The following is a 21,205-nucleotide window of genomic DNA, read 5'->3' on the forward strand; positions in this document are numbered from 1 at the left end:
CGTCACGAGCGCCGTCGCGACCAGCATGATCGTGATGGGCACGTTGTCCGGCTTCGTAATGATCTTGGCGAAATTCTCGTCGAAAGCGCTCCAGACATAGAACGCCACACAAAAAAGGCCGATCATCGCGGCGACCCGTGGCCGGGTCCATCGCCGATAGGCGACCAGCGAGATGATGAGCAGGACGATGGTGGCGGTAACGAAGTACTTCGGATCGCTCCACTCGTTAAGCTTTCGCTTGATGAGCTCGCCGAGTCCGCCCTCGTTCGTCGCCGCCAGCAGGTTATGGAGATTCATTCTCATCACAGGTTGACTCGTTCCGAAAGCCTGGGAAACTCGCTCCGCGTCACGTCGCGCGAAGGTCGCCTGTGCCATGCACTACAGCGGTCCGGAGATGCCTCCATCCTTCCGGATTCGCCAGAAGTGCACAGCAATCAGCACGGCAACGACCAGCGGAATAAAGATGCAATGCAGAACATAGAATCGGAGCAGCGCGCCGGGGCCCACCGACGTGCCGCCGAGCAGCAGAAATCTTGCGTCGGAGCCCGCATGAATCAGGGGAATATCCCCGATCATCAGGAGCGATGACCCCGGACCTTCATGACCAAGAAACGGATGCGCGCGAGCCATGTTGGAACCAACCGTAATGGCCCAGATCGCCAACTGATCCCACGGAAGCAGATAGCCCGTGAATGAGAGCAGGAGCGTAAGGACCAGCAACACCACCCCGACACCCCAGTTGAATTCACGGGGCGGTTTGTAGCTACCGGTCAGAAAGACGCGCAGCATGTGCAGCCAGATTGCGATGACCATCGCATGCGCGCCCCAGCGATGAATCTCGCGAAGCAATCCGAGCGTCACCGTGGCTCGCAGCTCGAGAATATCCGAATAGGCGTACTCAACCACCGGGCGGTAGTAGAACATCAATAGAACGCCCGTGATCGTCTCCGCCAGAAACAGGAAGAACGTCAGTCCGCCCATACACCAGGTGAAGGACAGACGAATACCGCTCTTGCGAACCGCCACCGGATGCAGGTGCAGAAATACGTTGCTGAGAATGGCCATCGCGCGGGTGCGACGATCGCGCGGAATGCCGTGGCGGAAAATGGAGCCCCAGATCTGGCTCCCCCGTATGTATTCACCGACTGAGTTAAACAGACTCATCAATCGCTTCCAGTAACAATGGCCGGAACTCGTCAACGCCGTGACCGAGGCCGGGTGTTGTGCCTGCGCCGCGGCCAAGTTGACTCCCAACCGGCCGCCCCGTGCTGAATCCTGTCGCTATGCGGGAATGTACGCCTCCGGATCATTCCATACCGCGAGGTCATTGGGGCCCATCGCGAGGAATTTCTTCGATCGATCGACGATCACTTCGTCGCCGTCGACATAGATCTTGAATCGCTCCAGCGGTCGCGGAGCAGGGCCCTCGAAGTTGACGCCGTTCGCCTTGAAGCCGCTGCCATGACACGGGCACTTGAACTTTCGATCGTTCGGCAGCCATGAAGGAATGCAACCGAGGTGCGTGCAGATGATCGACATGGCAACGATTCGATCCTCTTCCCGAACAATCCAGAAGCCGCTGGGTTTCTCCGGCTTGAAATCCTCGTTAACATCTCCGGGAGCCATCGCCAAGTACTTCGAGAGTGCGCCGCAGCGCACCTTCGGATCCGGCACTTCCAGAACGTTCGGTGCCATGAAACGGGCAAACTCGAGCGTGCTGCCGCCACCCACCACAAGCATCGACGCCCAACCTGCGGCGACCATGATATCGCGTCGGGTCGGCTCGCCTTCCGGCTTTTGCGGCTTCGACTTCTCGAGCATCCGCTGTTGCCGCGCATCCGGGGGCAACTGGTCGATCGGCAGTTTGGCGAGTTGCTTCACGCCATCGGGCGCATCCTTCGTTCCCGAATGAATCACGGCATGTCCGCCGCGAACCGTCGTCGCCGCAAGCAGAGCCTGAATGGCCGGATCGACCACCTTTGGCTTGGGCGGTGCCGCAACCTTCGCAGCAGGCTTGGCCGCGGCCGCAGGCGCATGTCCGGCTTCAGCCGGCTGCGCGGGCTTGCCGGCCGTTGGCGCCGGTGCCCCCGGCGCATCATCCGCCACTTCGACCGCAACGGTCTCGAATTTGATCACATCGACCGGGCACTCTTCCGCAGCCTGTACGATCAGCTCGCTGCGCGGCTTGGTGAATTCAACTTCCAGCGCCGCCGGGCGAATGATGCAGGTGTTGTTTTCGTGCTGGACTTCAAAGACGTCTGGCGCGGTGGTCTCGCACGCATCGCATACAATGCAGCCCGGGGCAATCCACACCTTCGTGACGAGTTGCTTCGTGGCCATCAACACCCCTCGCCGATGCGGGCGACGCGCGTCACCGCCGACCGCCGACTTTCGCCATTGGCATTCTTCTCAAGCACCATTCGAGCCGCCTCCCGAACCTGAATCGCGGAATCCTGATCGCGTAACTTCTGAATCAGCGACTGCACGTCCGAATCGCCAAGATACGAGGCGGACAAGATTGCTCCGCACAATCGGTCATTCACTTCGCTTGCTGAAAGCCGTCGCAACACCCGGCCGCCGCCCTCCACGTAATCCAGGTCGAGCCGTTCCCAGAAACCGCGATCCAGCATATTCATCAGGATCAGCTTGCCGCGCGGACTGCCAAGCTTGGCCAGTGCGGCCGCCGCGTTCCACTGTTCCTCGCGGTCTCCTTCCAGCAGCGTTGCCACCTCTCGAATCGGCCGGTCTGCGCCGCGGTCCGCAAGAGAGGCTACGGTCAGACACGACACAATCCGCACCGCGACATCCGGATCCCGCAGCAGCGGATACACCTGATCGATCGACGCCCGAGCCGCCGGCAGTTTGTCCATCATCGAGAGCGCTTGCAGCGCCACCCGGCGAGTCGTGGCGTTCGAATGCCGCAGAAGTTCCACAATCGCCGGCACGGCCTTCGGCGTCTGAAGCCGGGCCAGGGCGAGAATAAGGAAATGATCCCGCTTCTCGCCTTTTCGCTCTTTCTCAGTCACAGCCGTCGCCGGGGCAGCGATTGAAAAAGACTTCAAAGCCGCAATCACTCGATCGGCCGCGGCTTCCGCCTCAGCCTCGTCCTTGAAATCGCGCCGTTCAAACCGATTCGCGAGTTCCTGTGCCGCCTGCCAGGACTCCTTCGCAGCCGGCAGGAGCATCAGGCCTTCGCGATCGCCGCTGTCGGCCTCGATCACGCGCATCAGTTCGCTCACCGTCGCCGGCTGATCAATGCTCGACGTGCCGAACATCACGACCAGAACCGCTGCTCCGAGCATGAGACACACCACGATCGCCGGCACGACAAAGAGCTTGCCGGCAAGCGTCGCCACGGACGGCGGCGCGCTCGACGAAACCGGACGAACGCCCTCCATCGAGGATCCGTAGCTCTCCGAATCAGCAGAGTTTACATGTGATTCCGAATGTTGCGACATCGAAAACAGGCTGACCGCAATGTAAATCCAGCCACGCGAAGTTCGTGATTTCTTTCACGATCTCGGACAAATAAATACGGCGAACCTCGCCGCCGTTCCAAACCTTGCAGTCTAGCGAGCACCGCCAGGACCGACAAGCCGGAGCCCTGCTCCCATAACCATCAGGATTATTCGATCCGGCGCTGGGGGTGTCAAGCGAAAAACGTCAGCGATGAATCTTCGGATGACCGCATCCCGGAAGGCCGACCGAACATCACGACTCGATCCTCCGCGCACTGAATACCCGCACGATTCGTACCTTGATTATCAAAACAAGCTGCCCGATTGCTCAGAGGCGGGCCGCTCCGGCGAAGCATGTCGGAATTCCGGTCGCCTGTTGTCATCATTCGTTTCGATTACAATGAAACCTGTTGATCGCTGCGAAAGTTCGAACGGGGACACCGGCGAACAACTCCCTGAATTGAGGTCGTTCATGCAGCCCATCGATTTGTCCTCCCCCGACATCACTGACGCGGAAATTCAAGCGGTCGCCGCGGTCCTTCGCAGCGGCCGCCTGTCCTTGGGGCCGAAGGTGACGGAATTCGAGAGTGCCGTCGCGGCATATGTAGGCACCAAACATGCCGTGGCGGTCACTAACGGCACATGCGGCCTTCACCTGCTCATGCGAGCGGTCGGCGTCCAGCCGGGCGACGAAGTAATCAGCACGCCGTTCTCCTTTGTTGCCTCGACAAACTGCGCAATGTTCGAGCGGGCCAAGCCGGTTTTGGTCGATATCGATCCGGAAACATGGAACATCGACGCGGCGCGAATCGAGGCGGCCGTCACCTCCAAAACCCGCGCGATTATCCCGGTGGATGTATTCGGCGTCGCGCCCGATCTCGACGAAATCCTCAAAATCGCTGCGCGGCACCGACTCCGGGTAGTCGAAGACTCCTGTGAAGCGCTGGGAGCCAGATACAAAGGCAAAATGCTCGGCAGCTTCGGCGATGCCGGCGTATTTGGTTTCTACCCGAACAAGCAGATTACCACCGGTGAAGGCGGGATGATTGTCACAAACGACGATGAAATCGCCCGGCTTTGCCAATCAATGCGAAATCAGGGCCGCGACGCCGGCATGGGCTGGCTCGCGCATGAAAGACTTGGGCACAACTACCGGCTCAGCGACATCGCTTGTGCGATCGGCGCCGCTCAGATGAGACGGATTGACGAAATCCTCGCGAAGCGGGCCCGCGTCGCCGCATGGTATCGCGAGCGGCTGGCCGACGAATCCCGCATCTCCATGCAGCGCGTGCCGGACGATTGCGAGATCAGCTGGTTTGTATTCGTTGTGAAACTCGCCGACGATTACACCGAAGAACGACGCAATTCCATCATTCATGCATTGAGGGACCGCGGCATCGGCTGCTCAAACTACTTTGCTCCAATCCACCTCCAACGGTTCTACCGCGACGATTTTGGCTACAAGCAAGGCGACTTCCCCGAGTGTGAACGAGTCGCTGCAAGAACGATCGCCCTGCCATTCCACGGGCATCTCACCGCATCCGACGTCGATCGAGTCTGCGAGACCATGCGAACCCTGCTGTAGCTGATCGGCTCGAAGCGATTCAGCGACTGGCGACCATCGCAATTTGAGCGACATCACCGACGAGGGAGGAGACATTTTCCTCGTGGCTGGCCGTTGCAAACCAGAAGATACAGGCCGTCACGCAACCAACAATGACTGCCGAAAACTGCCCCAGGATTCGCCGCATGATTCCGCATCCTCCTATCCGCGTACATCAATTCGCGACACGACAGCCGGCCGCGACCGGACGGAAGTACCCGTTGGATGCGGGAATCTGCCCCGACATTTCATAATTCTTTGTGGAAATTTAGGAATTCTTGACGCAGTTTCCGATTTCCGGGAAGGGGCGGCCCCGGTCCCCATTCTTCGGCCCCACGATTCTTAAGTACGGCATCCCGGATTGAATTAGGCCGGGGCCGTTTCTGAGCATGTCACCCGGGCAATGGAGAAATCGGAACCACGAAGGGCTAATCTGGCCGTCCGGGCTCTTCGAGGGAATCGATCAGAAAACGATTGATTCGGAATTGCCCTTTTCCGGTCAATTTGAACGACGTTCGGAAGAATGCAGGCGCCGGCCCGGTCTGAAGGGCGAAGCGCGCCGCGCCCGGACGCAGCGCGATCGTCTTCTGCAGGAGGAGTTGCCGGACGGTCGGATCGGAGAATACCTCAAGCCGCACGTCGGCTGCGGCCGTGCCTTCAGATTCGGTCTCGATCGTGAACTCGTATCGTCGATTCGGCCGAAGCGGCAAACGATCTGGCTTCCACTCGCCGCCCAGTGTGAGCCATTCATATTCACCCTTCGACAGGACAAGCAGTATGTTTGGGCCGGCATCCGCCCGGCCAATCAATCGCGTCGTCGGTTTCAATTCGGGCTCGTTCTCGATTCCCCGGGACGACGCAGTCCTCCTCGACAAGCCCCAGTTCTGCAACGATGAAGAGAGGTCATACTCCACCGCACGCAGATCGGCACGGATATCGCTCGATGATTCAGGATGGGCATGCCCCGCCGGCGTCCCGACCGCGCGCCACGCCGGTACCAGCCTGCGCGGAACCACTTTGACCAGCCGAACGGAATGCGTGCCTATCCGCTTTTCAACGAGCGAATCCGAGACGATGGAGTGGCCCACCACGAGGCCCAGCGTTGCCGTGCGCGTCTTCAGCGGATTGAACCAACCAACGTGCTGAACATCTGCCTGTAGGTCGCCAATGCGGAAAGTTCCGAGCGACCCGTGATCGGCGGACCAGCATATTACCTGATCTGGTCCCCCCCCGTCCGCATCGCCTTCATCAGCACCGAGAATCGGATCGTCAAAAGGCATGCTGGTCGGCGGAGGAGTCGGGCGCGGCAGCACAAGTTGACCGACAATGAGGTGATTTAGCAGCTGATCAATGAGCGTCCGCGGCGCGAACGGCTGTCGCGCCGCCTCGACATAATAAAACGGGCCGGCGCTGAGCATCGATGTGAGTTGGCCCTCGTCAATCAGGTTCGCGTTCATGATCCACGGAGCATTCATGTCTTGATAGACATATTTCATGCGATGACGAAGATAAGACGAGAGTACAATCGGCCCGTCGTTCTGACTCAGCGCGAAGCTCAATGCCGCCGCCGCGTTCCCGATGGTTGACGCGCGATATGCTCTTCCAGCCATTTCGTTTGCAACGGACAGCCCGGGCAGCGGCGAAGCGATCAGGATGCCTGCCATCAGACCAAGCAATAATCGCCTGAGCTTCGCGATGCGGACGCGATCGATCAGTGCGAGCATCCGACACGCAACAAAAGAAACCATGATGATCGCAAAAGGAAGAGCGGCGACGTAATAGCGTGATTGAATGCTCGGCGGAAAGTACTCTGACCAGCGCATCGTGCCCCATGTCAGAAATCCGAACTGCCAGAGCAGCATGGCGGCAATCGGCCATCGTGCATTCTTGAGGAACGGATAGAGCGCCAAGATCGCAACGAGGAACCACTTGAAGAAAGTCGGCAGATATCCGTAGTACTCATTCATTCGACGCTGCGCCCATTCGAATCGGGTGAGGGGATCAATGCCGTACGCTGAGACATGGCTGCGCACGGAGGGATCCAGGTCTTCAACCGTCCAGGCCAGGCGGAAAAACAGCTTGCCGAAAACTGTGGAGAAAAACGCGGTTTCGATCGCGAACGCCAGCACCATACCGAGCAGAAAGGCAAATCCGATCTGAATCGCGGTAAAGACGTGTCGCCCTCGACTGAAAACCAGCCACATCACAAAGTAAAACGGCAGTAGTATCAGCCCTGATTCCTTGATCAGGTACGCGCCTCCGACTGACACGCCGCAGACAAGCATCCACAGAAACAAAGGGCGCGCCGCATGACCATCTCGACGGTCGTAAGCTTGGAAAAAAGCGTATAGCGACAGCGCGACAAAGAAGGCCATGGGAATATCCGGCAATATCGTGGTGCTCATTTGAATCAGCGGGGGCGACAAGGCGGATAGGTACGCCGCCAACAGCGCCGTCCGCCGATCGAATAACCGCACGGCCAATGCGAATGTCACAATCGTCAGCGCCTGATGAATCAGAATGTAGGTCGCTGCCACGGCTTGCGGATTCGGACCGAGCAGGGAAATGGCGATTCGGTTCCAAAGGATAATCGGCAGCCGAAGGCCACCAATGAGATTTCCGCCCGCTGACGGATACGTGTCGTAGCGCCACCAATAGCGTGCAAACTCGTAATAGCTGATGTCATCACTCGAGTAGAAGCCCGTAAAGAAGAAGAGGTCGATCACGCAGGACAGGATCAGAATGCCGGCAAGGCATGTGACCGGCCTGAAACCCCCATCCTTCCATGCCGTGGCCTCCGCATTGACGCCCGCAGACTTGCTCGGAATCGCAATCGTCGACATCGAGGCTGTTCCCGCTTTCTGGCCGACATCCCCGACGCTCGCACCGGCCGCTGACAAGGATGGACTGTCACGTTGAATACCGCTTGGGAATGGCGTTGATCGTGCGGATCACGTCGTTGAACGGCCTGTCCATCTCAATCACGTCCAGATACCATTTGATCGCGTCGTATCGCGGCAGATTCTCCTTGCTGACCAGTTCGATCGCCTCTTCGCGAGAAATCATGCCTTCGCGAATCTGATTGCTTCGGAAGGTATCCATTTCCGTAAACCCCGCGACCGTGTGGTAGATATAGTTATAAAATGCCGAGGTGCCGTCACCGATGCGCCAAGTTGCGACGGTGTCCGGGGCAAGTTCCCAGCCATATTCTTCAAAGAGCGTCTGCATGATCTGCTTCTCATCCCACGGAATGAAATGGAACAGGTACAGGTATTCATGTGGCATCATGTAGGAACAGAAATACGCAAAAACCGTGTCGAAGACGGATGTGTTGATGTATGCCGGATTGAACAATGCCTGCCTGGCGTAATACGAGGCCAGCTTGATTTTGCTGCCCTGCGATAACGACCGAAGAATGCCTTTGGGCGCGGGGCCCACACCGCAGAATCCCGTCTTGAAGTTCGTCTGCTCGAATTCATTCCCCGCACAGAAGAGCATGAAATCAATTCCGGTCTGCTTTCGAAGCTGATTCATGTAATAGTAGAACTGCTTGTCTCCAGCCATGAACAGCGGAATCATGCCCAGGTCCGGTCGCTTCAACCAGGCGGACACATTCTTCCGGATGAATCGCCGCTTTCGAGCGATATCCGCTGAGACGAGGATGTGCTCAATTCCCAGCTTGCCGCACATCCGCGAGATGTTCCGCCTCGCGAGGTCCGTCACCATGCCCCAGTCATAAGTGTAAGCGATCGGATTCAATCCGAGGACGTTCTTGACGTAATGCAAGCCGTAGCAACTGTCCCGTCCGCCGCTGACGCCGACCAGGCACTCCGCCTTGCCGTCAGTCCGCCGGTAGCGTTCAACCGCCCGAAGCAGTTCATCCTTGCCTCGGTATTGATACCTCTGATGATTCCGGCACAGGCTGCAAACGCCGTCGGCATCAAATGAAAGAAACGGAAACGTCTCCGGCAGGATGCAACGACTGCATCGCCTGATCGTCGCGATGCGATCTTTGTCCTTGAAAAGCAGGCTCACATCGTCCGCGGTACCGCCCGCGCGATCAGCCGCACGGCGCGCGCTATTCGCACCACGATCAATTCGCCAGCCGGGCTGCATCGACAGATCGACTATTTCGCGTTCGAGCAAAGCCCCGCCCGCATCGATCGCTCCCGTCGGACCGGACTCACCGGCATCGCACCCCCACGCCGCCGACGGCCGCACGCGTTCTGAATCGCACAACGTGAATCGATCGACCCTGCCGTTGTCCAGACGCACCAGCGCCGCGGATCCTGCGGATAGATTCTCAATCGCATTGATTTGGAAAATCTGCCGCAATTCGGCGCGTTCGAGCAGGCGTCGCAGGATGTACTCCTCCGATGCAAACACGCAGCACCGGGAAGCCGCATTCTCGCAGAGGTAAAGCGCTCCGTTGTTCGTTGCCAGCAGCAGTACATTGAATTCGCGAAGAATCACCGCGACCGACGCCGCACCCACAATCGATTGAAAGGCCAACTGCACAGCCGCTTCCAATGTCATACCCTGTTGATGATGACGACGGATCAGCGCGAGCAATACTTCCGTATCAACCTCGCAGGCCCGTTGGATGTCGGGGTTGGCGGCCCATAGTTCGCGATCGTTCACGATGATGCCGTTGTGAATCCCCACCATGTCCGCCGCAATGACCGGCTGATTGTTGTAATGACGCTCCTGCACGCCATTGGTCACGAGCCGCGAATGCCCGATGATCGCGAGCGGCTGACCGATCCTCCCGACTCGCCCCGACCCGCCTCGCGCCAGCGCCTCAGACATGAGCATGCGATACGGCCTGCTGCGAACCAATTCCGAAGCAGCGATCGGCTGTTTATAGACCCGGATCGGTCCGCCATTGACCAAGGCCAGACCGGCGGATTCCTTTCCGCGCGATTCGGACAGGATGAAGAGTCGGTCGACAGCGGCGCGAAACGCATCCGCCGTCATCTCCGCCCCATCGCCTGCAATCACGCCAAATATGCCGCACATGCCTTCTGGACCCTTTGATAGATTCCATGAAGCATCCTATCCCGAACCAACGAATCGGGACAGCGAAAGCCGACCGATGGACGCATTTCGCCTCGGTACGATCGATCCCATGATCATTCGCGGTACTTCACAACATTCGCCGGATTTCCGACGGCAATCGCATATTCCGGGATGTCCTTCGTCACCACCGAGCCGGCGCCGATCACCGCGCCGCGACCGATTTTCACGTTTGAGAGAATCGTGACGTTCGCGCCCAGCCATGCGTCATCACCCACCTCGATCGTTCCGACTGAGTAGCCTTGATGCTTGATAAGGACATCGCGCCGGCCGAATTGATGGTTGGTCGTGAAGAAACTGACGCGCGGTCCCATTCGGACCCAACTGCCGATCCGGATCGGTCCGGTGGCTTCAAGAAAACACTCATAACCGATCCCGGAGTTGTCGCCGATTTCAATCTGACCCGGATTGATAAAATGCGCGCCCTCCAGAATGGTGACATGTCGCCCCATCCGCTTGAAGAACATCCGATAGATCGCCATTCTCGCCCCGATGCCCAGAACTCCGGGACACCACTTCAGGGGAAAGATCAGGTAATCGCCGATGAAATATCGAAACAGGAAGACCCCGAGCGGCTGTTTGACTTGAAACTTGCGATGATAGAAAACCGCGCAGCCGACCGCCGCGAGAGTCAATCCTGCCGCAACGATGAGCACCCATTTCCAGATCATGGATACGCTCTACCGCGAGGTCTTGTTGTAGTCCATGTCCATCCAGATCGCGAATAGTATCGACTGGAAGGTGACCAGAAACGTCGATATCAAGACCGCCAGCGTCGTCCTCGGCAACTCACCCACCGTAAACCACATGTAGAAGAATCGAACCGTAAACGGCAGCATGATCACCGCAATATTGAACGCCGCGAAGCCGTAGAACAGGACCAGCGGATGGAAGTCGAGCACGATGTATCGCTTCCACAGGCGGCGGAAGAACAATCGCAGGAGGATCATGCTTGTCTTCGGGATGTACTTCCAGAGCTTGATTTTGCTTTTCTCACGGTCGTACACCGGCCGTACTTCAACATCGGTCACCGCGAACCGCAGAATGTTCAGCATGTTCAAAATGTCGGCGTTATAACCGTAACCCTTGGTCATGGTTTCAATCGGGATCGCACGCAAGGCCGTGTTCCGAATCGCCGTGTAGCCGCACTGAGGATCCATCAGCGAGTAGTAACCTGTCGCAAACTTCGTGAGAATCGTCAAAATCGCGTTGCCGAAGAACCGGTGGCGAGGCATCGAGCCGACTTCACGATGCAGAAGCCGATTGCCCTTCACATAGTCGAATTGCTTCTCAATGATTGGATCAAGTAGCGTAGGCAGATCACCCGGGTGCATCTGGTTGTCGCCGGCCATTACGACCGTGATATCAACATCCGAATCAGCAGCCGCAAGATAGCCGTCGATCAGTGACTGCCCCAGGCCTTTGTTTGTTTCGTGATTGATAATTTCAATGCGCGGGTCAACCTCCCGGCGGCCGCGTATCAGTTCCAGAGTTCCGTCTTTGCTCGCGTCATTCACAACGAAGATGCGGTCGATGAACTCAGGCATGCCACCAAGCGTCTCGAGGATAAGTTCCTCCTCGTTGTACGCCGGCACAACGACCCCGATGCGATGATTCTTGTACAAGCCCGCTTCCTTGCGATGCGCATTCAGTCCCGCGCGGCAGCCGACTCAGCTCCCGAAAACCCTTCAGTGTCCCTGCGCCTGTGCTACCGGTTTTCGGCCTTGAAAATAATCCCGCGCCCAACCGATCGTCCGTCGGAGACCCGCGCGAAAGTCAGTGACGAACTGAAGACCCAGATCGCGACGAATCCGCGTGTTGTCGATCTCGAAAACCTTGATGTCCCCCGGCATCCAGTCCTTGTATTCAATCTTCTGATCTCGAATCCCCAGATCCTCCGCGATCATTCCCGCCAGTTCCGAAATAGTCACTTTGATCCCGGACGCGCAGTTGTATGCCTGCGCACGCGACGACTTTGACATCGTCGCCAGCAGGTTAGCCTTCACGACATCCTCAACCGCTGTGAATGAACGCTGCTGCGTCCCATCGCCAAAAATCGTGATCGGCTTCCCCTGCAACATCAGGCGCACAAAAATGGATACGACGCCGCCGACTTCGCTTGATTCCTGACGAGGGCCGTACACATGAAAATAGCGCAGCACCGTCGTATCAAGGTCGTAAAGGTGATCAAACGCCCGCACATACTTTTCGCCAGCCAGCTTGCTCACACCATAATACGATGTCGGAATCAGCGGGTGATCCTCATCCTGAGGAAAATACTGTGCTTCGCCATACACCGAACCGGTCGACGCGTGGACAAACTTCCTGATTTTGTGTTTGACGGCCAATTCAAGCAGATTGAACGTACCCTCCGCGTTGATCCGCAAATCACGACGCGGATCGTTCAAGCAGATCGTCTTCTTTGACGCTGCCTGATGAAAGACCACCTCGACGCCGGGAAAAAGCTTCTCCATGGCGGCGAAGTCCGTGACATCCGCCTTTACTTCGCGGAAGTTCTTATAGCCCTTGAGATGTTCAAGATTTTCATGCTTGCCGGCGTAATAATTATCGACGCTGATTGTATCGACACCGGCTTTTACGAGCGATTCGACAAGGTGACTGCCGATGAACCCGGCTCCGCCGGTCACCAGCGCCTTCTTGAATGTGAAATCCATCTCGGCTCCTCTCGCCGCGACCCTCGAATTTGAATTGATCGGCCGCCGGATTGAGTGTATCGCCACCGGACCCGATGTTCAAACACTAACCACGGGGCATCCCGCCGTCGACCCGGTTCCCCGCCGACGATAAGCTGCTCCATGTCGGATCCGTCGCGAACCCATGATCGAAGCATCCCCGTCAACGCAGCAGACGACACTCGGCGAGAAAAGGCGCCTGGCGATGCGCATTGTCCGCACCATCGTGCCGATACTCCTGCTTGGCGCGGTGCTCTGGACCACAAACTGGCCGCATCTGCTCAAATGCACTCGCGCTGCCGATCCGCGTTTGCTCGTAGCTGCGTTTTCGGTCTATCTGGCTGCCGTCCTGGTACAAGGTTGGCGGTGGCATGTGCTGGCCCGCAGTGACGGTGGCCATTGGCCGCTATGGCGCATGCAGCGCGTCAATTTTGTATCAATGTTTTTCGATTCATTCACGCCCGGCAAACTGGGCAGCGATGCCTACCGCCTTGCGACATTTCGCCATACGGGTCGGATGCATCATCTCGTCGTTTCCCTGCTCGCTCTGCGGCTCCACGGCATGGCGATGTCATTCGTCGTCGCGGCTGTTGTCGGGACGATCGTTTTATCGTTCAAACATGGCTGGACGCGCGTCGCGCTGCCAGCTGCGGTCGCCACCGCGCTCCTCATTCCGGTCCTGATGAAATCCTACAGCAGCATTCGAAAAGGCACGCTGCATCTCAAATACAACAAGCGCGGGCTGATTCAATATGCCGCAGCTCAGCTCTCAAAGGCCCACGATGCAATCAAAGCCATGTTCTCAGATCCGCGAACCCTCCACGAATCGAACATCCTTGCCTTGATTTATACGCTGCTGCTCGTAACCACCTACTGGTTGACCGGCCTTGCTTTCGGCATGACGCTGCCCTTTCAGAACTATCTGGCCGTCGTGCCTTTGCTCATACTTGCATCGGTTCTCCCCATTACGATTCAAGGCCGCGGACTGACGGAAGTCATCGCCATCGGCGTCTGGCAAGGTCGCCGCGCTTCGCAGGAGCAGATCCTGCTGACATGCCTCAGCGTGTTCGCCATCATGGTGCTGCAAGGATTGATCGGCGGTGTGATCTGGGTCGTTACTCGCACCCGCTCCGGCACGGATGGCCAGCCGGAACAAACTGCTAAATGAGCGACCGTATCCAGTTTTCAGGCGGAAGCGGATTTCAATCAGCGAAGCCCGTCAACTGCCATAGCGCGTCGGAATGCAATTGATCGTTTCAATGACACGATTGAACGCATCGTCAAGGCCGATGATTCCCAGATACCACTTGATGCTCTCATATCGCGGCCGGTTTTCGTATTCGATGTGCTTTAACGCCTCGTCGCGCGTGATCATGCCTCGCCGGATCTGCTCGCTGCGAAACGTGTCATTCTCCGAAAATCCGCAGACCCGGTGATAGATATAGTTGTAGAAGCTCGCGGTGCCGTCACCGATGCGCCAGGTCTGTTTCGTGTCGCTTGCCAGCTCCCAGTCATATTCGCTTCGCAGAACGGACAAAAGCTCGTTCTCGTCCCACGGTAGATAAGAAAAAAGATAGATATAGTCGTGCGGTATGACGTAGTACGAGTAAAACGCGAAGACCGTATCGAGCAGCGAACGATTGATATACGCCGGATTCATCGCGAATTGTCGGGCGTAATACGCCGACAGTCGCAGCTTATTTCTGAAATTCACCAGTCGCGTATTAATGCCGCACAACCCCCACTTGAACTTCGTATCCTCCAGGCCGCTGCCGCTGCACCAGATCACAAGATCGACGCCCGTCTGCTTCCGCATCCGCTCGCAGTAATAATAAAATTGCTTGTCCCCCGCCATGAATAGCGGAATTACGCCCATATCCGGTCGTCTCAGCCACGCCAGGATGTTGCGTCGAATGTTCGCGCGTTTCTTGTTGATGTCCGCGGAAACAAGAATGTGCTCCACCCCGAGTTTCCCACAGATCCGGGAGATGTTCCGACGCGCAAGGTCCGTCACCATGCCCCAGTCGTACGTATAAGCGATCGGGTTCATCTTCAGAACCTGCTTCATATAATGAAGCCCGTAGATGCTGTCTCGTCCGCCGCTCACTGCCACAAGGCAATCGGGCCGACCGTCGCTTCGGCGATATCGCTCCACCGCCGCAGCCAGCGCATCCGAACCTTTCGGAATCACACGCCTCGGGCTGTTGCAGTGATTGCAGACGCCCGCGGCATCGAAGCGTATGAATGGATACGTCTCCGGCAGCACACACTTCGCGCATCGTTTCAACGCACGCACGCGACCAAGGTGCTCAAACAATAAATCCTGGTTGTCGTTCGAAGAATAAAGTATCGGCTTAAAAACGCGGACACGCCGCGCCGCGAATTCAGCTTCGTACTTGTCCGAAACGTCGATAATCTCGCGCGAGGCGGTCCTCGCGCCGAACGACCGGGTCGGATCGGTCGCTCCGCGGCCCGATTCGCCGAACAGTCCGAACGGGCTCGTCGCCAGCGTGTCAATCGCAATCCACAGGCCGTAGCCCGGCTCGATGCGCTCGGGTGCAACCGACCCGAAGAGCGAACGAAGGTCTCGCCGACCTATCAGCGTGCGAAGAATGTACTCTTCCGATGCAAACGCAATGATCCGAGACGTCGACGGCCGCACCCAATACAGCGAGCCATTATTCGTCGCCAGCAGCAGCTCGTTCCGGTCGTCGAAAAGCACTGCGACAGACGCATACCCCTCGATCTCGCGAAATGCCGCACGAACGGCATCTCCGTGCGGGAGCCCCTGAGAGAGAAACAAGTGGATGAGACGCAGCAGTACCTCTGTATCAATCTCGTACGATCGCGTCAGTTGCGGATATTTGGCCCACAGATCGGCATCATTCGTGATGATACCGTTGTGAATCGCGACCATCCCGTCGGCCACGACGGGTTGATTGTTGCAATTGCGCTCCTGAGCTCCGTTCGTCACCAGGCGCGAATGTCCGATCAACGCAGCAGATGCCAAGGGACCCCGAGAACCGCTCCGATCACCGGCTTCCGCAACCGAGCCGCGCACGATCTCGTTGAACGCCCGGCTTCGCACCATCACAGAGGCCGGAATCGCCTGTTTCAGTACCTGAATCGGACCGCCGTTGACAACGGCCAGCCCGGCCGATTCCTTGCCGCGAGTCTCGGAAAGCGTGAACAATCCGGAGACGGCCGTCACGACCTGCGCGACCGATGCCTCTGCGCCGTCACCAATAACAATCCCGAAAATTCCGCACATGGAGAGAAATCTGCGGCGCGCCGAAATCCTGTGGTTCGACACCCTGGTCAGTCTTCAGTCCGGAATCGCGCAACGCGATTCGCTCAAAGTAGCCTAACGCCGAAATGCCGTTTCGCGAAGACGACTGTCAGGATCCCTTGAAGGACATACGCACTGCCCGTCGCGATGGCCGCCCCGTTGATCCCGTAAGCGGGAATGAGTGCCAGATTCAGCAGGATATTCCAGGTCAGCACCAACGCCATCAGTTTTGTCTGCTCGCCCGGCCGGCCACCCTGAAACAGGATCCCTCCCATTGGAGCGAAACCGCTCTGAATGGCAATGCCGATGATGAGGATCGCGAACGCCCAGGCGCTCTCGTCATATCCTTTGTCAGGAAAAGCAAGCCGCATCAGCGGGCCGTACAGCGGAATTGTGACAAGGCACAAACCGAACATGATCGCATGCAGGACGCGGCGTGTCTTCCGGGCCATCCATTCGATTCGGGCCTTGTCATCTTCGGCAAACGCTTTCCCGATCAGCGGATTCACGTTTCGTTGAATAACAACCGGAAACTGATAGAACCCTTCGGCGAGTACCGCCGCCATCGAATACAGACCAACCAGCGCATCCGTCCTGAAGTATCCCAGCATGATGGCATCGACGCGTGTATTCAAATCGGACACCAGCGCCGAAAGAAACCCGCGCACCCCGAATCCGAAATGCGCCGCCATGCGGGCGCGAAGATCGACTGCAATTCGCAGCGGAAACACCCGAACGCCGACATACCGAACGAGGCAGACAAACAGCGCCACCTCGGCCATGGAAAGCGCCGCCGCGAGATGCGCGTAGTGAATTCTCGCTATGAAAATCACCAGCACGCCAAGCAAAATCAACAGATAGCGCATCGCGGCAAAGACCGCATACGCCCGCATGTGACGCACGCCATTCAGGATGTTCAGCAGAATCTTGTTTAGCGAGAAAAAGAACAGACCCGGCACGACATCGCGCAAGCCGATCGCCACATCGTCACTATTGAGGAGTCTGCCGACGTAACCACAAAGCGGGTAGCAGACCGCGCAAACGACGGCGGCAATCCCTGCGCCAAGGACCAGTCCCGAAGTCGCGGACAAAGCGGCACGCTCGAGGTCATTCTGCTGATACGAAACCTCCTTCAGCACCGACGCATGGACTCCGCCCACGGCGAGTTGAGATAGCACGATATAGATCGCATAGACCTGGGTGAATACGCCGAGCGCGTCCTTGGACCAGGCCCGCGCAACCACGAAGTTGAGCACCAGTCCCGCCGCCGCAAGGACGGCGAGACTGCCCAGATTCCAGACCGCATCCCGATTGAATCGACTCTCGGGAGAGAAGGTGCTTTTTATCCGTGTCCAATTCATGCGGTGGCCGGACCGTCGTAACATCACCGCGCAGTGCGATTGACTTTCACGGTTGGCGAGAGTCAGATGACCCGAATACCCTTCGCCCCGCGCTCGACTGCACGTCCGCGCGGTGTGATCCCGTCGTACGGTCGATAATACCCATCGACCGACGGCCGTCGAGGAATATAGCGCATGTCAACTACGATCGCTACCAACCTGCCTGAGCTTCCCACCATCAACCTGACCGCTCGGCTGCGAGAGCTATACGCCCGAAGGGAAACAATCATGTTTCTCGTCACCAGTAACCTCCGTGCCGGCCACCGAGACAAGTTCTTCGGCAGATTGTGGAGTCTGCTCGATCCTCTCCTGTTCATGCTCGTCTATCTGGTCGTGTTCGGCTATTCATTCCGGCAGATGAAAGGCAGCGTGGCGGAATTCATCATTTACCTGCTCTGCGGCGTCATGTCGTGGCGATTCTTCGACGGCTCCATCACAGCAGCAACCGGATGCATTCGGTCGAACCGCGGCCTGATACACGAAATCAATTTTCCGAAGGCCGTCTTTCCGACGTCGGCCTGTCTCGCGCGGCTTTCCGATTTTCTCTGGGGCTTCGCCGCGATGTTCATCATCATCATTCTCGTGGGACGATCGCATTTCAGCCTGCAAATGTTCTGGATTCCGGTCATCATGGCTGTGCAACTCGTGTTCACGCTGGGCATGTGTTTCATGGTCGCCTACATGGGCGCGTTCTTCGCTGATACTGCAAATCTGATCGGCGTCGGGCTTCGACTCATGTTCTACATGTCCCCGATCTTTTATCGTGTCTCAAAGTCCGAAGGCGGAATCGTGCCCGATGAGTATCTGCCCTATTACATGCTCAATCCCCTGGCTTGCTTCTTCGAAGCCTTTCGCGCTTGCATCCTCAAGGCCTCACCGCCCGATCCGGCACACATGACCTACGCGACGGTTGCGGCCATTGCGGCGTTCGCGGCCGGTTTTTACGTGTTCTCGCGAGGCGAAGGTCACTTTGCCAAGTACATCTGAGACCGCGGGACGATGGAAAGTCCACCGCGGCAACCTGATGAATGACACCACCTCGGCATACTCCGGTTGCATCGTCTCACTGACGGCCGTCACATGGGATTTTCCCCTCGTCGGCCGGACCCGCATGTTGACGGAGGCATGGCGAAGTCAGTGCATCCATTCGGTGTTTGTGGAGCCGCCGCACTCCTACCGCAGCCTTCTCCGGAAACTGATTCTGCGTGAACATCGCCCGTTGAACGTCGTCCGCCCGCTGCCGGTCCGGTATCCGGTGCGCTGGTGGCCGAAGCTGGATTCGCGTCGCCGAAGACGAATGATGCTGGACCGCGCTCACGGCCTGCGTCGGCAGCTTGAAAAGTACTGCCGGCTTGAGGAATCCGCCGCCATCGTCATCTCGCCGATGTGGGCCGACTGGCTCAGTGCACTCCCCTTCGCTCGCGTGGTCTACGACTGCATTGACGACCTCTCGGTGCATGCGCCAAACTCTGAGTTTCGCCGCCTATACGAACAATGGGAGGCCGACCTGTTGGCTCGATGCACCGCCGCGATCACGACAGCCGAGTCGCTCAAAAGGCAACTTCGATCCAAACGCCCGGACCTGCCCATCGAAGTCATACGCAACGGTGTCGATCCAGAACGATTCCGGTCCCTGGCTGAGAACAAGCGGCGGCCGCACGACCTCCCAATGAGCGCGAACCACGATTCGCGACCGCTCATCGGCTTTGTGGGCGCGCTCTTTGAATGGATTGACTGGGAGCTGATACGGCACGCAGCCACCTCGCTGCCGAATTATCAATTCGTCTTCGTCGGTCCGAACAATCATCCCGGTGAAGTCGAGTCGCTTTCCTCGCTTGAGAACGTCGCCTTCCTCGGTCCGCGCGAATATGAAGAGGTTCCGGCCTATGTCGCGGCATTCGATGTCTGCTGGGTGCCGTTCAAGGCCGGGGACATCGCGTTCGCGGCCAACCCGGTGAAAATGTATGAGTACCTCGCGCTTGGGAAGCCCGTCATCACGACAAAAGTCGCCGACACGGATTCATTCGGCGATCTCGTCAAGGTCGGAACGACGCCGGACGAAATCATCACGGCCTTGCAATCCGAATCGCGTCCGGCGGCACGCTCAGCGGACATCGTCGCCGCCCGCATTCGATTCGCCGAAGCCAACTCCTGGCAGGTGCGTGCTCGTCGGTTCATCGAATTCCTGTCGAGCATACCCGCGCGCGATTGACAACCGATCCAATCGCGGCAAATCATTCCAAATATGTCGACGCTCGCGACGATTCGCCTCTGGGGCGAAATGGTCAAATTCTCACACTCGGTTTTCGCCCTGCCGTTTGCCCTGCTGGCAACGTTCATGGCGGGCCGAAACATGCCTGGCGGCTTTCCGAGGCCCGCCCAGCTCGGACTGATCGTTGTCTGTATGATCGCGGCACGCAGTTTCGCAATGACTTTTAACCGAATCGCCGATGCCCGAATCGACGCGAACAATCCGCGCACTGCCGGACGGCCGATTCCGGCAGGCAGGATGACGATCCGCCAGGCGATGGTCTACCTTCAAATCAGTGCCTTGGTTTTTCTCACTGCCTGCGGCGGATTCTATCTCCTGTACGGCAATCCTTGGCCGGCCTTGCTGGCCATCCCCACCCTCGCCGGGCTGTCCGCATACAGCTTCGCGAAACGTTTCACGACACTCGCCCATTTTGTCCTCGGTGCCGTCATCGCGTTCGCGCCGACCGCCGCATGGATTGCGATTCATCCCGCCACGCTGGGATGGCCGGCACTGCTGCTTACCGGAGCCGTGCTTTTCTGGATCTCCGGATTCGATCTCATCTATGCTTGCCAGGACGCCGACATCGATCGGCGCGATGGATTGTTCTCAATTCCGGCCCGGTTCGGAATCGCACGGGCGCTGCTCATCTCGCGCATCGCACACGTCGCTACGGTCGCCCTGCTCATTGCCCTCGGCTGGACAACCGAAAGAAACTGGCTCTACTGGACGGCCGTCGGCATAACCGCCCTCCTGCTCGCATCCGAGCAGGCGGTCGTCAAGCCCAACGACTTGTCACGCGTTAATCTCGCGTTCTTCACGCTGAACGGTTTCGTCAGCATCCTCTTCGCTTCAGCTGCCATCGCCGATCTGATCTGGCTCTGAGCGTCGCTTCACCAACCCAGCGTATTACAAGAACGAACCGTGCGAACCCATCATCTTCGGACCACACGGGCCCCATACATTCACAATTCCTTACCAAGCCGGGGGTTACATCGCATAATCCCTGGTCCACGAATCACGATTCACACATTGAACCCCCTTCCCGACCGTAAGCACACCCAGTATATTTCCAAGGCTATGGATCGCGGGCTGCAAAACCACTTCCAGCACGGCGCGATTTTCGCTTCGCTCCTCGCGTTGATCATTGGGCCCAGCGCGGCAGCGGCACAGGCACGCTACGTACAGCGAGCCTGTCTCGAGCGCAAGTCCGCTTCCGAAAAGGCCCGAGCCAGGACCGCGCCCGGGCCGAACGAGTCGGCCGGCCGCACGCAACTCACTTCAAAGACTCCGGCCTCCTCGCCCACCGAGAAGTCGGCTCAGCCACCGACTGACAAATCTCAGTCAAGCCGCGAGCGAATGATCACGGCCTTCGTCCCTCCGGCCGCCGCCAAACCCACCGATACCCAGTCGTCGGACCATTTCGGCTTTGCAA

Annotated in this window: 16 protein-coding genes; 5 read left to right on the plus strand and 11 right to left on the minus strand. The window is 58.1% G+C overall.

Features of this window, described 5'->3' with window-relative positions:
• Positions 1 to 378: 378 nt before the first annotated feature.
• The 3 genes from KF841_10410 to KF841_10420 form a co-directional block, all read right to left on the minus strand.
• Positions 379 to 1,164, minus strand: coding sequence for a cytochrome b N-terminal domain-containing protein (locus KF841_10410; GenBank protein MBX3395768.1), 786 nt, complete (start codon positions 1,162 to 1,164; stop codon positions 379 to 381).
• A gap of 117 nt (positions 1,165 to 1,281) precedes the next feature.
• A complete protein-coding gene (locus tag KF841_10415) occupies positions 1,282 to 2,340 on the minus strand; it encodes a Rieske 2Fe-2S domain-containing protein (protein MBX3395769.1) in 1,059 nt (352 codons plus the stop codon).
• A complete protein-coding gene (locus KF841_10420) occupies positions 2,340 to 3,398 on the minus strand; it encodes a HEAT repeat domain-containing protein (GenBank protein ID MBX3395770.1) in 1,059 nt (352 codons plus the stop codon). Before KF841_10420 ends, KF841_10415 begins: the two co-directional genes overlap by 1 nt.
• Positions 3,399 to 3,930: 532 nt before the next feature.
• Here KF841_10420 and KF841_10425 point away from each other — a divergent pair.
• Complete coding sequence (locus KF841_10425; GenBank protein ID MBX3395771.1) at positions 3,931 to 5,043, plus strand: DegT/DnrJ/EryC1/StrS family aminotransferase; 1,113 nt, start codon at positions 3,931 to 3,933, stop codon at positions 5,041 to 5,043.
• A 19-nt stretch (positions 5,044 to 5,062) separates the two neighbouring features.
• Here the strand turns inward: KF841_10425 and KF841_10430 are convergent, their stop codons facing one another.
• The 6 genes from KF841_10430 to KF841_10455 form a co-directional block, all read right to left on the minus strand.
• The gene (locus tag KF841_10430) at positions 5,063 to 5,209 is read right to left on the minus strand and encodes a hypothetical protein (protein ID MBX3395772.1); all 147 of its coding nucleotides are present in this window, start codon (positions 5,207 to 5,209) and stop codon (positions 5,063 to 5,065) included.
• A gap of 280 nt (positions 5,210 to 5,489) precedes the next feature.
• A complete protein-coding gene (locus tag KF841_10435) occupies positions 5,490 to 7,904 on the minus strand; it encodes a glycosyltransferase family 39 protein (GenBank protein ID MBX3395773.1) in 2,415 nt (804 codons plus the stop codon).
• A 67-nt stretch (positions 7,905 to 7,971) separates the two neighbouring features.
• The gene (locus KF841_10440) at positions 7,972 to 10,080 is read right to left on the minus strand and encodes a hypothetical protein (GenBank protein ID MBX3395774.1); all 2,109 of its coding nucleotides are present in this window, start codon (positions 10,078 to 10,080) and stop codon (positions 7,972 to 7,974) included.
• A gap of 113 nt (positions 10,081 to 10,193) precedes the next feature.
• Positions 10,194 to 10,619, minus strand: a complete 426-nt coding sequence (locus tag KF841_10445; GenBank protein MBX3395775.1) for an acyltransferase — start codon at positions 10,617 to 10,619, stop codon at positions 10,194 to 10,196.
• Between the two features lie 198 nt (positions 10,620 to 10,817).
• Positions 10,818 to 11,762, minus strand: a complete 945-nt coding sequence (locus KF841_10450; GenBank protein ID MBX3395776.1) for a glycosyltransferase family 2 protein — start codon at positions 11,760 to 11,762, stop codon at positions 10,818 to 10,820.
• Between the two features lie 63 nt (positions 11,763 to 11,825).
• Positions 11,826 to 12,812 carry an SDR family NAD(P)-dependent oxidoreductase gene (locus KF841_10455; protein ID MBX3395777.1) on the minus strand — a complete coding sequence of 329 codons (987 nt, stop codon included), beginning with the start codon at positions 12,810 to 12,812 and terminating at the stop codon, positions 11,826 to 11,828.
• Positions 12,813 to 12,975: 163 nt separating this feature from the next.
• Between KF841_10455 and KF841_10460 the strand changes: the two genes are divergently transcribed.
• Positions 12,976 to 13,998 (plus strand): flippase-like domain-containing protein, encoded by a 1,023-nt coding sequence (locus KF841_10460; GenBank protein MBX3395778.1) that lies wholly within the window; start codon positions 12,976 to 12,978, stop codon positions 13,996 to 13,998.
• A gap of 51 nt (positions 13,999 to 14,049) precedes the next feature.
• On the opposite strand, the gene KF841_10465 is transcribed toward KF841_10460, so the two are convergent.
• Together KF841_10465 and KF841_10470 are read right to left on the minus strand one after the other, a co-directional pair.
• Complete coding sequence (locus tag KF841_10465) at positions 14,050 to 16,101, minus strand: hypothetical protein (GenBank protein ID MBX3395779.1); 2,052 nt, start codon at positions 16,099 to 16,101, stop codon at positions 14,050 to 14,052.
• Positions 16,102 to 16,184: 83 nt separating this feature from the next.
• Positions 16,185 to 17,480 (minus strand): polysaccharide biosynthesis C-terminal domain-containing protein, encoded by a 1,296-nt coding sequence (locus tag KF841_10470; GenBank protein ID MBX3395780.1) that lies wholly within the window; start codon positions 17,478 to 17,480, stop codon positions 16,185 to 16,187.
• Between the two features lie 174 nt (positions 17,481 to 17,654).
• On the opposite strand from KF841_10470, the gene KF841_10475 reads away from it, so the two are divergent.
• Genes KF841_10475 through ubiA form a run of 3 tightly spaced genes read left to right on the plus strand, consistent with a single transcriptional unit; the run spans position 17,655 to position 20,655 of the window.
• Positions 17,655 to 18,506: an ABC transporter permease gene (locus tag KF841_10475; GenBank protein ID MBX3395781.1), complete on the plus strand. Its 852-nt coding sequence runs from the start codon at positions 17,655 to 17,657 to the stop codon at positions 18,504 to 18,506.
• 37 nt (positions 18,507 to 18,543) lie between these two features.
• Positions 18,544 to 19,731 (plus strand): glycosyltransferase, encoded by a 1,188-nt coding sequence (locus KF841_10480; GenBank protein ID MBX3395782.1) that lies wholly within the window; start codon positions 18,544 to 18,546, stop codon positions 19,729 to 19,731.
• 33 nt (positions 19,732 to 19,764) lie between these two features.
• Complete coding sequence (gene ubiA, locus KF841_10485; GenBank protein MBX3395783.1) at positions 19,765 to 20,655, plus strand: putative 4-hydroxybenzoate polyprenyltransferase; 891 nt, start codon at positions 19,765 to 19,767, stop codon at positions 20,653 to 20,655.
• Positions 20,656 to 21,205: the final 550 nt, after the last annotated feature.

It is taken from the genome of Phycisphaerae bacterium, from assembly GCA_019636475.1.
Classification (GTDB): Bacteria; Planctomycetota; Phycisphaerae; order UBA1845; family UTPLA1; genus JADJRI01.